The organism is Streptomyces kebangsaanensis (assembly GCF_001906585.1).
Lineage (GTDB): Bacteria > Actinomycetota > Actinomycetes > Streptomycetales > Streptomycetaceae > Streptomyces > Streptomyces kebangsaanensis.
Genome location: NZ_JUJA01000066.1, coordinates 1 through 13,456 on the forward strand (window position 1 = coordinate 1; position 13,456 = coordinate 13,456).

At 70.6% G+C, this 13,456-nt stretch carries 15 protein-coding genes and 1 pseudogene; 14 read left to right on the top strand and 2 right to left on the bottom strand.

The genetic code is table 11. The features are described 5' to 3' along the window. The first annotated feature begins 154 nt into the window (after positions 1 to 154). Positions 155 to 1,060 carry an IS5 family transposase gene (locus RH94_RS09415; RefSeq protein ID WP_073947174.1) on the top strand — a complete coding sequence of 302 codons (906 nt, stop codon included), beginning with the start codon at positions 155 to 157 and terminating at the stop codon, positions 1,058 to 1,060. Here the strand turns inward: RH94_RS09415 and RH94_RS09420 are convergent. Further along, a complete protein-coding gene (locus RH94_RS09420) occupies positions 1,029 to 1,526 on the bottom strand; it encodes a hypothetical protein (RefSeq protein WP_073947175.1) in 498 nt (165 codons plus the stop codon). The two genes, RH94_RS09415 and RH94_RS09420, sit on opposite strands and share 32 nt — an antisense overlap. A gap of 260 nt (positions 1,527 to 1,786) precedes the next feature. Between RH94_RS09420 and RH94_RS09425 the strand changes: the two genes are divergently transcribed. Genes RH94_RS09425 through RH94_RS09435 form a run of 3 tightly spaced genes read left to right on the top strand, consistent with a single transcriptional unit; the run spans position 1,787 to position 4,030 of the window. Beyond that, complete coding sequence (locus RH94_RS09425; protein ID WP_199880904.1) at positions 1,787 to 2,311, top strand: hypothetical protein; 525 nt, start codon at positions 1,787 to 1,789, stop codon at positions 2,309 to 2,311. Next, on the top strand, positions 2,298 to 3,581 hold the full coding sequence (locus RH94_RS09430; protein WP_073947176.1) for an MAB_1171c family putative transporter: 1,284 nt from the start codon (positions 2,298 to 2,300) through the stop codon (positions 3,579 to 3,581). The genes RH94_RS09425 and RH94_RS09430 overlap by 14 nt, the downstream gene beginning before the upstream one ends. A 2-nt stretch (positions 3,582 to 3,583) precedes the next feature. Further along, positions 3,584 to 4,030 carry an NUDIX domain-containing protein gene (locus tag RH94_RS09435; RefSeq protein WP_073947177.1) on the top strand — a complete coding sequence of 149 codons (447 nt, stop codon included), beginning with the start codon at positions 3,584 to 3,586 and terminating at the stop codon, positions 4,028 to 4,030. A 73-nt stretch (positions 4,031 to 4,103) separates the two neighbouring features. Here the strand turns inward: RH94_RS09435 and RH94_RS09440 are convergent, their stop codons facing one another. Continuing rightward, complete coding sequence (locus RH94_RS09440; protein WP_073947178.1) at positions 4,104 to 4,991, bottom strand: helix-turn-helix transcriptional regulator; 888 nt, start codon at positions 4,989 to 4,991, stop codon at positions 4,104 to 4,106. A gap of 509 nt (positions 4,992 to 5,500) precedes the next feature. On the opposite strand from RH94_RS09440, the gene RH94_RS40690 reads away from it, so the two are divergent. The 10 genes and pseudogenes from RH94_RS40690 to RH94_RS09490 all read left to right on the top strand — a co-directional run. After that, a complete protein-coding gene (locus RH94_RS40690; protein WP_158073039.1) occupies positions 5,501 to 5,647 on the top strand; it encodes a hypothetical protein in 147 nt (48 codons plus the stop codon). Continuing rightward, positions 5,644 to 6,540, top strand: a complete 897-nt coding sequence (locus RH94_RS09445; protein WP_073947179.1) for a helix-turn-helix domain-containing protein — start codon at positions 5,644 to 5,646, stop codon at positions 6,538 to 6,540. The genes RH94_RS40690 and RH94_RS09445 overlap by 4 nt, the downstream gene beginning before the upstream one ends. A 2-nt stretch (positions 6,541 to 6,542) precedes the next feature. Beyond that, positions 6,543 to 7,232 carry a zinc finger domain-containing protein gene (locus tag RH94_RS09450; protein WP_073947180.1) on the top strand — a complete coding sequence of 230 codons (690 nt, stop codon included), beginning with the start codon at positions 6,543 to 6,545 and terminating at the stop codon, positions 7,230 to 7,232. Between the two features lie 157 nt (positions 7,233 to 7,389). Next, positions 7,390 to 8,037, top strand: coding sequence for a WhiB family transcriptional regulator (locus RH94_RS09455; protein WP_073947181.1), 648 nt, complete (start codon positions 7,390 to 7,392; stop codon positions 8,035 to 8,037). After that, positions 8,034 to 9,680 carry a hypothetical protein gene (locus RH94_RS09460; RefSeq protein WP_073947182.1) on the top strand — a complete coding sequence of 549 codons (1,647 nt, stop codon included), beginning with the start codon at positions 8,034 to 8,036 and terminating at the stop codon, positions 9,678 to 9,680. Before RH94_RS09455 ends, RH94_RS09460 begins: the two co-directional genes overlap by 4 nt. After that, on the top strand, positions 9,677 to 9,868 hold the full coding sequence (locus tag RH94_RS09465) for a hypothetical protein (protein WP_073947183.1): 192 nt from the start codon (positions 9,677 to 9,679) through the stop codon (positions 9,866 to 9,868). Before RH94_RS09460 ends, RH94_RS09465 begins: the two co-directional genes overlap by 4 nt. A 484-nt stretch (positions 9,869 to 10,352) precedes the next feature. Next, positions 10,353 to 10,823, top strand: a complete 471-nt coding sequence (locus RH94_RS09475; RefSeq protein WP_234425651.1) for a plasmid mobilization protein — start codon at positions 10,353 to 10,355, stop codon at positions 10,821 to 10,823. Positions 10,824 to 10,837: 14 nt separating this feature from the next. Then, a complete protein-coding gene (locus tag RH94_RS09480) occupies positions 10,838 to 12,562 on the top strand; it encodes a relaxase/mobilization nuclease domain-containing protein (protein WP_073947186.1) in 1,725 nt (574 codons plus the stop codon). 83 nt (positions 12,563 to 12,645) lie between these two features. Then, a complete protein-coding gene (locus RH94_RS09485) occupies positions 12,646 to 13,104 on the top strand; it encodes a hypothetical protein (protein ID WP_073947187.1) in 459 nt (152 codons plus the stop codon). A gap of 75 nt (positions 13,105 to 13,179) precedes the next feature. Next, positions 13,180 to 13,456: pseudogene (locus RH94_RS09490) on the top strand (hypothetical protein); the annotation flags it as partial.

The following is a 13,456-nucleotide window of genomic DNA, read 5'->3' on the forward strand; positions in this document are numbered from 1 at the left end:
AGAAGCCGTTATCAAAGCGATCTTGCAGCTTGAGGAACGGACGGGCGTGCGGGTCTTGCTCCCGTTCGGATGATCACGGACTGGCCGGCGCATGAAGGAAGGGCCTCCTGCGTAGCTCGGAGATGTCGAGTCAACAAGCACCCAGGAGGCCCAGGTGTCACAGTCTTCCGCGCCCGTCGCGTCGGCGTCCAACTCCGGCGTGTCGCGGTGCGATTGCCTCGCTCACCGGTTCGGCAACGCCGCCGACCACGAAGGCCGTGTGCGCCGCTACCCCAGCGATCTGACCGACGCTGAGTGGGCGGTGGTCCGCGACGCGCTGCCGATGCCGCGCTGGCTTCAGGGGCGGGGCGGCCGACCGGAGTCCTACTGCCACCGCGTGATGGTCGACGCCGTGCTCTACCTGGTCGACGGCGGCATCAAGTGGCGCGCGATGCCGGTCGACTTCCCCGACTGGGCGGCCGTCTACCGCTTCTTCCGCCGCTACCTCGCGCAGGGCCTGCTGGCCGAGCTGCACGACCGGCTGCGTCGACAGGTGCGCATGAAGGAGGGCCGTGACCCGGAGCCGTCAGCCGGGATCATCGACTCCCAGTCGGTCAAGGCCGATGCCGTGGTCGGTGCCGGCTCGCGCGGCTTCGACGGCGGAAAGAAGATCAATGGGCGCAAGCGCCATCTGGTGGTCGACTGTCTCGGGCTGCTGCTGGCCGTACTGGTGACCGCCGCCTCGACCACCGACCGCGACGCCGCGCACGCTATGCTGCCGCCCCTGCGCGCCCGGTACTTCCGCTTGAAGTTGATCTGGGCCGACAGCTCCTACAGCGGGGCGCTGGTGGAATGGGCCGGTGCCGCACTACGACTGGTGCTGCAGGTGGTCAAGCGCGCGGAGAACACGGTGGGCTTCGCGGTGCTGCCGCGCCGCTGGGTGGTCGAGCGGACCAACGGATGGCTGCTGCGCACCCGTCGCCTGGCGCGCGACTACGAGCGCACCACCACGGCCGCGGAGGCGATGATCTACTGGTCGATGACCGCGCTCATGACCCGCCGCCTGGCCGCACGGCGCTGAACCGGCCGTCCGGCTCCTTGACCAGCCAGCCCCGCTCGGCCACCCGCCGGGCCTTGGCTCGCACCCGCTCCACCCCGGCGGCCGAGGTCTCCCAGCCCAACCGAGCGGCGATCTGACGGCAGTTCAGCGGCCCCATCCCCTCCCGCACCGCCGCCTCCAGGGCGCCGATGATCCGCTGGTAGTCCGGGGCGAGGACGGCCGGCCGAAGGCCGGGCCGCCAATCGGGCACGATCGTGCCCGGCGCCGCGGCCGCACTCCGACCCCCGCTATCCGGCGGCGGACCGTCCGCCGCGCGGGCCTGGGCCAGCGCCGCCGCGAACTCCTCCCGCGCGATCACCGCGCGCTCGCAGGCCCGCTCCGCCTCGGCGAGCGCGGCCGCAGCGCGCTCTGCCTCCTCACGGCACTCCTCCAAGCGCTGACGCGCGGACAGCTCCCGCTCCTCCAGCAGCCCCATGGGCGACGGCATCCAGCCCTCCGACGATGCGGTGACACGACACCGCCATCCCTGCCGCCCACTCGCCGAGAACATGCCTGACCTGCGAAATCAAAGCCACCACGCTCGGATTGATAACGGCTTCTAAGGCAAGGAGACTGTGACGCGCGATGTGGTCGAAGCTACGCGACGGCCAGGGCAGGACTCCGTCCCTCGGGAAGTCGACGTGTTCGGGCCGCCAGGTGGTCAACCGGCGTGCGATCCGTCGGGAATGCCAGGAGCTGCTGGCTCAGATGCCAGTGCCGCAACCCTTCACCCTGGACGGTTTAATCGCTGGCATCGAGTCCGAGCGCGGTCGGCGGATCAAACTGGTGGCCATCCCCGACCACCTGCTGACGAACACCGACGTGTGCGGTCTGTGGCTCCAACTGGACGACGTTCCGGTCGACTTGATCCTGTATGTGGAAGGCACCACCGCCTTCCACCGCCAAAGGATCATCCTCCACGAGCTCGCCCACCTGTGGTGCGACGACCCGACTGAAGCCAGCTTTGAGCAACTCATCCGGCTCCTGCCGGACTTTCCGCCCCACGCCCTGCAGCGCCTCACCAAGCGAGGCCGGATCATGGCCCGGCACCGCTACGACTCCCACGCCGAGATACGCGCCGAGATGCTGGCCGATCTGCTCCACCACGAGGCGTACGACACCGACTACATCGAGGACGCCACGCTCCGGCACCTCGATGAGGACCTGTCCCGCCTGACCTTCCTCCCCCGCACCCGCCCCCACACTTCCCGGAAGAACCGTGTCCATCGCTGATGCGTTCGTCTCCCTGATCATCGGGCTCCTGCTGCTGCAGGCCGCCGTCCGTCTGCCCGCGGCGTTGCGCGGTCGGCGCCGCGAGCGCTCCCTGTGGGGTGCTTTCGCCGCGTTCGCCGTCGCTTGGTGGTTACGCACCGACACCGGCCGCGCCGTGATCGATCCGCTCGGCGTCAGCGACTTGCCTACCCTGCTCAAGCACGTGTTGGCCATCGCCGGGATCTGCGTCCTGCTGACCTACGTCACCGACGTCTACCAGGACGAGGACGCCACCGCCCGTCACATCAAGATCACCTCCGTGGTGCACCGCGCTGCTGCCCGCGCCTCGCTGGCGACCGTCCTGTGCCTGACTACCGTGTTCTTCCTGGTCCTGGACCGCTCGAAGACCGGCGTCGACAGCCCACACTTCATGGGCCGACACATCGGCGAACCGGGCCTGGCCCTGTACCTGGGTCTGTTCAACATCTACACCGCCGCAGCCGCCGCCGTGTGCGCCTATCAGTGGGGTCGCGCCGCGCGCCTCGCCCGACGCCGGAGCCTGCGGACCGGGCTGACGATGATGGCCGCGGGCATGGCCCTGTTCATCGTCTACGCCGTGCTGCGCTCCGTCTACCTCGCAGCGATCACCTTGCACCCGGCGACCGCCGCGGCCGGCACCGTCCAGGAGCATGTCACCGACATCGTGCTGTACGTAGGGTTCGCACTGTGGCTGCTCGGTTCCGTCACGCCCGCCGCTCATGCGCTCGCCACCCGGATTCGCGCCATCAAGGCCATCATCGGCCTGCATCAGCTGTGGCGTGATTTGGTCCTGGCCATCGACGGCATCGCACTGCACCAGCCGAGCTTGCTGTTGGGCGGCCACCGCGCCGCCGCGTTCATCAACGCGATGCGGGACATCTTCTCCCACGACGCCACTCCGCAGATCCGCCTCGGCCGCTATGTCACCGAGATCCGTGACGTCACCCACGAGCTGCGCCGCCGTGCTCCGTCCGATCTCTTCCAGCGCGCCCGCCGGCTCGCCGACGCCGAGGGTCATACCGCCCAGGATGCTGATGCCGCCGCTGAGGCGTACTGGCTCAAGGCCGCACTCACCACCGTAGACGCCCCTGCCGGAGCACCGGTCGCCTTCCACACCGTCGGTGACGACTTCGCCTCGGAGGTGTCCTGGCTTCTGCGGGTCGCCCGCGCGTACCGCAAGGCCAGCCCCCACACCGTAGCGATCCTGGAGGACCTGACTCCCTCCCCCGCAACCCACACCGCAAAAGGATGACTATGAACGCTCTGACCGCATCAGCTGCCGCCGTGTTCTTCAACCACGACGGCGAGGTCCTCATCGTCAATCCGACGTACAAGGACTACTGGAACCTGCCCGGCGGAGGCATCGACATCGACCAGGGCGAGACCCCGCACGACGCGGCCGTCCGCGAGGTCCGCGAAGAGCTGGGCATCACCCCTCCCATCGGCCGCCTGCTGGTCCATGCCTGGATCACGATCGCAGACAAGGGAGCCCAAGCGCTGTACATCTTCGACGGCGGCATCCTTACCTCCGACGACCAGGCGGCGATCACACTGCAGGAGAGCGAGTTGAGCGAGTACCGGTTCTGCCAGCCCCACGGCATGGAGGACGGTCTGATCCCGCCGCACCTGGCCGAGGTGTGGCAGCAGGTGCTCCTCGCACACGCCGAAAACAGGACCGCTTACGTCCCCGTGCGCCTATGACCAGCAGTTGGCCCAGCCACGCCGCCAAGGGGCGGCCAGCCGCACGGTACCGATTGCTGAAGCGTCAGCAGGTCTATCCGGAGGTGGGGTGGTCGCGGTGCGCGACGGCTTCCGCGCGAGCCTTGGCGACTTCCTTGTTGATGAACGCCAACAGCTCTCCCGACAGTCCTTCTTCCGCACCGCCGCGGGCAGCGATCGCGGCAACCTGGTTCCTAAGTACCAGGGTCTCCGCTATGACCCGCTGAACGCCAGCATCGCCGGATCTGAAGAAGAGAGGCGTGGTGTCGAGGGCCTCCGCGAGTGCGCCGAGGACCTCATCGGATGCCTCCGCCACCGTGCCCATCCTCAGCCCTCGCACCAGATCCTCCGTCAGGACCTGCGACCCGGCACTGCTGTTCCCCCGATCCGCGACCTCGACATCCGAAAGCGGCTCGGGCAACTGCTCCAGTAGGTACGCAATCTTTCCTTCGAGTGTGGCCGGCAACGTCGTGCCACCACCTGGAACATCCTCCCCGGGCCCCAACTCGTCCGGCTCGGGCACGTCATGCCCGAAGGAACGCTCCTGTGCCCGCCGCAGCGCCGCCACACTCACCCCATAAGCGCCCGCGAGGAGCTCCTCATACTCCTTCGCCAACCGCCGCTGCCCGTTCTCCGCGGCAGCCACCGGCCCCGGCGTCCTGGTCCTGGTCAACTCTCGGGTTGCGCTTTGGGAGTAGCCGGCATCGGCTCGCAGATCCGCAAGATCGGGGCGCCCCTCCCGCGGGAACAACGCGTCCAAGTCCCGCTTCACAGCCCCGGCCAGCCGTGGCAGCTTCTCCGGGTCAGGCACGGACCGCCCCGTTTCCCAAGCGCTGACACGGGCAGCACTGACACCGACAACCTGCGCGACAGCGCTCTGCTTGAGATTTTCTTCCCTGCGCGCAAGTAGCAGGCGCTGGGCGTCGAACCGGCGGACCGGCATCCAACATGTCCTTCCTGGTCCGATGGGGTGTGCGGCGGCACTCCACCCACTTGATCAATAAGTCAAACGAGGATAGTTTCGTTCCGTCGATCGAGGTGGGCTGTCAGCTTACCTCCGTTCAAGCCGCTGCGCGCATCGAGGCGAAACGTCTCTGCGCCCCACACCGAAAGTCGCCGCATGCCCTCCTTGGCCCACCCCGCTCGAGCGCCTCACCTTCCACGACTTCTACAGAGTTTGAGAACCAAGTCTGGATCTTGACGCAGGGCCGTGCGTATGTTCGTCGTCCCCGGGCAGACCGCCCGGCGCGACGAACGTGAGGAGCAGTGGCATGCGCACACTCCGGGCCACGTAGGCCCGCAAACAGCGGCGGCGCCCGAGAGCGGCAACTCCCGGACGCCGAACGCTTCAACGGCACTAACCGCCCCGGCAAGGGCGGAGATCGCCACCATCACCACGCTGATCCCTTCCACGGGGCGTCTCAGCGTGGCAACACCGAAGGAGATTCTTGCATGCGCTCCGCCCTGCGCAAAAGGCCCAACGGCCTGGCCTGCGCGGCAGCCGCCCACTTCCCCGCCTCCACCCGCCTGCGACGTGAACATGTCCCGGCCGCCGGGCTGATGCAGCCCTCCCACCCGACGATCGGGAGCGGCCGATGAGCGTCGACGCCCGCGAGTGGGTGTGGGAGCACAGCTCCAGCCGTGGGACCGCGCGTCTGGTCCTGCTGTCGATCGCCGACCGTGTACCGGACGAGCAGTGCGTCGCCTGGGCCTCACTCTCCAGCCTGATCGAGCGCACGAACGCGAGCCGGACCGCAGTACGCGACGCGCTCACGTCGCTCGTCCAGAGCGGCGAGCTGAAGGTGCTGGACCATCTGCAGGGCCCGCAGCGCACCACGGCCTACCGCCTGCCGCGCGCCGCCGCGTGGCTGGCCAAGGTCGCGGCAGCCACGCGGGAGGACCCGGACGCGTACATCGAGCCGCCAACGAACTCCGACCCGGTGCCCGAGCTGGACGAGAAGCGGCTCCGGCGGCACGGAATCTGGCCCAAGGAGGGTACGGAATCCGCTCCTTCCCGCCGGAATCAGACCGGTGCGGAATCCGGCCCCTCACGACGGAATCCGACCCCCCGACGTGCCGGAATCCGCACCCCGCAAGGTACGGAATCCAACCCCCAGAACCGTAGAGAACCGAAGGTGAACCGTAAAGGCAGCAGGAGTGGCACTGCCCTCACCTCAGCCAGCGAGTGGCAGGTCGACCCTGCGACCCAAGCCTGGGCCCACCAGCAGGGGCACCTCGCCCGCCTCGGCGAGGACGGCCTGCGCGCCGCCGACGCGAAGTGGCGTGCCCACCGGGCCGACTGGAAGCCCCGCTCGGCGAGCGCCTGGGCCGCCGACTGGCGCTCCTGGATCGCCCGGGAACACGCTCCCGGCCGCCCGAGCCTCTACGCCCTGCCCGGCAGCGGCCCCACCCCGGCAGGCGGCATGACCCGCGCCGAGGCCCACACCGCCGCCCTCCTCGCCGCCCTCGACGAACCAACCGGAACGGAGTAGCCGTGGACCGCCGCGAAATCGCCGCCCTGCTGGCCTACATCGGCCGACTCGACCCCCGCACCATCCGCACCGACCAGGGCGAGGCCCGCGACCAGCTCGCCCAGTGGCACGAGCTGCTCGCCGATGTACCGATGACCACGCCGCACGGCTGGGACGCCTGCACCGCCGCTCGCCAGCACATCCGGGTCTCGCCGTACCAGATCCTGCCCGCGGACATCGCCCGGCCGTGGGAGAGCTATCGGCGCGACCGCCTCCAGCGGCACACCGACCCCACCCCGTCCGCCGACCCCGACGACCAGGCGGCCTGGACCGCCGAGCTGGTCGGCACCCGCCGCGCCGTCGCCACCGGCAGCGCGCAGCCCGCGCAGTACCGGCAGATCACCAGCCGCCGGATCGACCCGCAGCTGGAGGCGCGGCTGAAGGAAGTCGGCTCCTGCATCCCGCCAGAGGCCCGAGCCGCCCTCGCGCCCTACCGACCCGCCCGAGCGGCACGCGAGGCGGCCATCGCCCAGGGCAAGCCCGACGCGCTCTCGGTCCACTGCGAATGGTGCCAGGCCCAGGTAGGCGAGCCCTGCCGCCGTCGGCGCATCGACCCCCACGGCGTCGCACGCGGCAACGCCGCACGTGCCACCCCGCACCACTGCCGCCTCGACCTCGCCGCACAGCAGACCCAGCAGCCCGTGATGGCCTGACCGGCCCACCTAGTGGTGCACCCCGCCCGGTGCACCCGCGCAACACCACCGTCCCGCCCCGGCTGCGGCACCGCCCCACGCCGCAGCCGGCACCCGACGCCGCGTCCGCCCACCGCCGGCTCCGACCGGCCGACGCGGCAGCACATCGGAGACCACCTTGCGCCACATCACCACTCACGACGCGCCGGCCACCGGCCTGCGTGGCATCGGCGACACCAGTTGGCACGTCCGCGGCGTGTGCCACGGCATGGACCCCGAGGACGCCGACGCCACCTTCTTCCCGCTGCCCCGGGACTACGAGGCCATCGCCGAGGCGAAGGAACTGTGCGGCCTGTGCCCGGTCCGCCGTGACTGCCTCAACTACGCCCTGGAGAACGTCCTCAAGGAGGGCATCTGGGGCGGGCTGACCGAGGCGGAGCGGCGGCCCTGGCACGACGGGCTGCCCCAGCGCCTCGACTACGGCCGCGTGATCGCCTTCTTCAACGGACGCGATGTGCACCTGACCGGGACCGAGCGCCAGGTCGTCATCGACCACGCCTACGTCCGGGGCTGGCGCCCCGACCGGCTCGCCGCCGCCCTGCAGATCAGCCACAAGCACGCCCGTGACCTGCTGCGGCAGGCCGCCAACAAGGTCTTCGACCGCGACCGGACCCTCGGCGTACCGAGGCGCAAGAACAAGAAGAAGGGGACGCAGACCGCCCCGACGACCAGTCGACCCGCGTCCGCCGAACCCGGCACGAAGCCGCCGGTATGCCAGCCGGCGAAACCCACCTCGGCGCACGCCTCTCACGGAAAGGCCGCATGACCCACCCCACCGTTCTGTCCCTCGGTGCCGTCCCGGACCTGCCCCTCCTCCTCGCCATCGGCGTCCCCGTCACCACCCTGGCGCTGGCCCTGACCGCCTGGGTGATCCGGCACCGGGGCGCCCGTCCACAGAAACGTCTCGGCAACCCAGCGGTCAAAGTAGCCGCGCTCGCCGCGCTCGGCTGCACCGCCTACAGCGCGGACACGAGCTGGCGGTTCGCCGCCGACTACCTCGACATGGCCGGCACCGCCGAACGCGTCGGCATGTTCGCCGCCGCCGAACTCGCCCTCTTCGCCACCGCACTGATGGCCCGGCAGAACCTGGCCACCCAGGGAGCGCCCGGACTGCCGGGCACCCTGGTATGGGTCATCACCGGAGTACAGGTGATCCCTGCCTACGCCGAGAGCGGCCCCGTCGGCGGCACCGTCCGCGCCTTCGTCGGACCGGTCATGGCGGCGATGCTGTGGCACCTCGCCATGGGCATCGAACTGCGCCTGCGCACCCCCGGCGCCGCCTCCCACGGCCTGATCGCCACCCTCGGGCGTGAGACACGCGAGCGGCTGCTGTCCCGCCTCGGCATCGCCGCACGGGACCGCGACGCCGCGCAGATCACCCGCGATCGCGCCACCGCCCGCGCGGTCGCGCTCGCCGCCCGCCTCGCCGAACGCACCCCCAAGCAGCAGCAGAGCTGGCATGGCCGGCGCCTCACGCGAAGGCTGTCCAAGGCGATCGGCCGGGCCTCGGTCGGAACGGACCCTGCCCAGCGCGCCGAGCTGCTCGACCAGCTCGCCGCCCGTCGGCACGCACTCGCGCTCGCCACGGTCCCTCTGCCCTCCCCTTGGTCCCCGCACCACGACAACACGACGACCGGCACGGTCCCCGCATCGACGGCCTGGAGCACCACGGTCCCCATCGACGGTCCCCGCACCACCTCCGAATCCACCGGGGACCGGGGACCGTACGCGGAGAGGGGACCGGTCCCCGGAATCCGGGACCGTGACGTGGGGACCGAGCTGGGGACCGGGGACCGTGACGCGGGGACCGAGGCGGTCAGGCCGGAGTCCAAGCAGGGGCCCGCCTTCCGCGTGGGGACCGACCTCGCTGCGGTCGAAGCGCCTGCTCAGGCCCCTGAACCGCACCGGGGACCGAGTGACGCCGAGTCGGGGACCGACCCCACCGGGGACCGGGGACCGACCACCCCCGACACGGGGACCGACCCCACCAGGGACCGGGGACCGACCACCCCCGACACGGGGACCGACCCCACCAGGGACCGGGGACCGACCACCCCCGACACGGGGACCGACCCCACCAGGGACCGGGGACACAAGGTCCCCCTCCGGCGGAAGCCGACAACGAAGCCCAAGGGCAAGGGAAGGCGCGACAGCAGGTCACATGGCCAGCAGGCGCAGCGGCCCTCACAGGAACAGCAGGCGGTCGTGGACAACCTCGTACGACAGGTCCTTCCCCACGTCCCCGCCCTTCTGGAGCGGGACGGCAACGAGGCCATAACTCGCGTTCAGCTGCGGGAAATCCTCCGGCGTGAGGGCCTCACGGGCGGTCGGAACGACAGATTGAGCCTCGTCCTGCAGCAGCTGCGGAGCGAGACGACCACTACAACGACAAGGAGCACCGCCCGATGAAGACCTGCCGCCGCTTCACCCTCATCCGCCGTGATTTCGAGCGGGAGATCGGTTTTCTGAGCGCCCACTCGGAGCGGCACGCCGGCAGGCCGGCAGCGAAGACCAGCGCGAAGCGCGCTCTATCGACCAAGCAGCAGATGGCCAAGGCCCTCAGCCGACACGTTGGGCACTGCCCCGAGTGCGGCTGACGCTCACAAAACCGCAACTCAGGGCCCCATAGAACAGCCGGTGGCCCGACCCAGCGCCGGGCCACCGTCCCCATCCAGGAGGCACAACCATCGACCGTCGCGTAGCACGCTCATCTCCTCCGACCGCTGCCGAGGCCAGTGCCTGGGCGGACGTCTTGGTCCGTCGACGGCTCCTACACGCCGCAATCCTCGCCCCGAACGGCCAATGGCTCGTCCAGCACAAGGCCAACGGGCCCGTCCGCGTCCTCGCGGGGCCGGCCGACGTCGTCGAGCTGGCTGCCATTATCCAGCACCGCACCCGCTCTATGAGGCCCGGAAGCCGATGACGAACCCGAACAAGCACCGCAACGCCCCTGAACCTGGACCCGACCTCAACTCGGTCTCGAGGCGAGCAAGTTATCGACCGAGACACTCTTCCCCGTCGGGGAAGGCGTCTTCGGCCGAGCCCGCCACGGGGGTGGCGGGAGCGGACCAGCACCGGGGGGTGCTGGTCCGCGAGGCAGCGACCGAGGGCGGATCGCAGCCGGAGACGCAGCCATCGCCGCGCGAACGCCGCGTCGCGAAGAAGACCTCGCGCAAGCGCTCACCGAAGCCGCCCTCACGCAAGCGCACTTACGTATGCAGTGTTCGCCTGAACAACGACGAGAAGGCCCTACTCGCTGCCGCTGCGACCGCCGCGCGCACGACCCTGCCTGGCTTCCTCGCTCGCAGCGGCCTCGCCGCCGCCCGCGACCTTGATACGACCGCCGCTGCCATCGCCGGACGCCGCGAACTCGTCGCCGAGCTGTTCGCCGCCCGCCGGCACCTCGGCCACGTCGGCAACAACCTCAACCAGGTCACCCGCGCGATCAACGCCGGAGCCCATCCGCCCGAACTGGACGCCGTCATCACCGCCACTGAACAGGCCATCCAGCGTGTCCAGCACGCCACCGACCAACTCCTCGACCAGGACTAGGAACACCCCACGGCATGATTCCCAGGATCCAAAAGCGCGGGCAGCGCACCCTCGGCCTCCTCTATTACCTGTACGGACCGGGCAAGTACGAGGAGCACACCGACCCGCACCTGGTCGCCTCCTGGGACCACAACGCCCCCGACCCCGGCCGCGACGAGTCTGCCACGCTCAAGCAGCTCCAGCAGCTCCTCGACCAGCCGCTGGAGAACATCGACGCCACCGAGCGGCCGAAGAAGCACGTCTGGCACCTGTCCGTACGCAATGCCGCCGAGGACCGCATCCTCACCGACGAAGAGTGGGGCAACGTCGCCCGCCGCATGGTCGCCGCCGCCGGCATCGATGACCCCGACCAGGGCGCCGGCTGCCGATGGGCGGCCGTCCGGCACGCCGACGACCACATCCACATCGTCGCCACCCTCGTCCGCGAGGACGGCTACAAACCCGACCTCGACCACGACGCCGCCCGCGTCCAGGCCCAAGCCCGCGCACTGGAAGTGGAGCTGGGACTGCGCCGCCTCAACAAGGGCGACGGCACTGCCGCGAAGCGGCCCACCAGCGCCGAACGTCACAAGGCCGAGCGCCAGGGCCGGGAAAGGACCGCGCGCGAGGAGCTGCGCGAGACGGTGCGCCGCGCGGTGGCCGGCGCGACCAGCGAGGAGGAGTTCTTCGACCGGCTGGCCGCAGCCGGCCTGCTGATCCGCAAGCGCGTCGCCCCCTCCGGAGACCTGCTCGGGTACAAGGTCGCCCTGCCCGACGACCGCAACAAGGACGGCGAGCCCGTGTTCTATCCCGGCGCGCGGCTGGCCCCGGACCTGTCCCTGCCCCGTATCCGGGAACGGTGGTCCGCCGACAGCCGCGACCAGGACAACGCTCCGATGGAGCCGACGGCAGCGCGTCCAGCGCCGAGCGGTCCGGCCTCTGCCCGCCGACGAACAGCCTCGGCCGCGTGGCAGGCGGTGCTGGTCATCGAGCACAGCGACGACGCCGTAGCCGCCGCCTACATCGCGGCGGCCGGCGAGGTCCTGGACGCGCTCGCGAAGACCTCCGCCGCCCACACCCGAGCGGAACTGCGCGACGCCGCCTGGGCGTTCGAGCGGGCCTCCCGCTCGCACGTCCGGGCCGAGCGCGGGCACGACCGCGCCCTGCGGCAGGCCGCCCGCGACCTCGTCCACGGCGGCCCCGCCCTCGGCCGGGGCGAGGACGGCGCGACCACGGCCATGGCGATCGACATGCTGTTCTTCCTTATCACCGCCGCCGCCCACTGGCACGCAAAAAGGGACCACGCCCAGCAAGCCGCCGCCGCACACCAGGCCGCCGAGCACCTGCGCACCGCCTACCGGGCCGCTGCCGCGCAGCCCCTCGGTGCTCTCTACCAGCGCGGTCGGCGCCTCAACCGCCCCCTGCAGCAGCGGCAGACAGCGGTGCTGCACCAGGCGCTGCCGGAGCTGGCGGAGCGGATCCTCGCCGAACCCGGCTGGTACGCCCTCGCCGCCACCCTCGCGGACGCCGAGAGCGCCGGGCACGACCCGACCACCCTCCTCATCGAAGCAGCCACACGACGGGAACTGCACAGTGCAGAGTCGGCCAGCGACGTACTCGTGTGGCGGCTGCGTCGGGCTGCCGACCTCCCTGCCGACACCACCGGAACGGTGCCCGGCGAGCACGGAGCACAGGGGCCGACGCGCCGCCCGCAGCGGCCGACGCAGGAGCGTTCCGGATCCCGTAGCCGCAGGCAATAACTGTTGGCTTTGTGAATGGAAGCTGGTCAGAGGGTTGCGGCACGATCATCATGTGTGCGGGACGAGATGAGGGAGGACCACGGTTGTTCCACCGGATACGGCGCCGCCGCGCGGAGGAAGAGATCGCCGGGATACTGCGCAGGCACGCAGAGTTCGAAGCGCAAATCGTCGCGAACCAGTTGCCGCCGCAGCACCCCGCGCAGCCGGCCACCGCCGCGGAGGCACCCACTGGGCCGGCGCCCGTGGTCGACGACTTCCTGCCGCCGGAGCTGCGGGTGCCCAGCCATGATCAGGTCGAAGGCCGGATGATGCCCTGGCCCTGGCCCATCGTCTTGGACGACGAGGTCGTCGCCTGCGCCGAGTGCGGGACGTACCGCGACTGGCTCATCATCTCCACCCGCGGCCAGGTGTGGCTGCGCTGCCGTGCCGGGCACCAGCAACTCGAAACGCGTCTCGGCACCGCCTGGTTCAACCGGCACTCCGGCCCCTCGGACGCGACGCACGCGACGTTCGAGGACTGCCTGCGGCACCTCGGCCACTGACCGCCTCCCCTACGACCCCACCGGGCCCGTCGGCCCGCACTGCCCAACTGTCACCCAGCACCAAGGGGTCCTGCCATGCGCGTCCGTATCGCCACCACCATCCTCGGCCTCACCGCCGTCACCGTCTTCGCCCTGCCGGCCTGCTCCACCCACTCCAATGAGCCCCGGCCCGTCTCCTCCGCCGACGCCGGCATTCCGGCGAACAACGGACAGCAGACGACGCCGCTGTCGTCGGCCGCGCTGGAGCTCTTGCTTCTCGACGAGAGCGACCTGGGCGCCGGCTGCACGCGCAAGCCCGAGGGCACCACGCAGCACGACGATGTGACGGTGCTCGGCTGCCCCGCCCTCAACC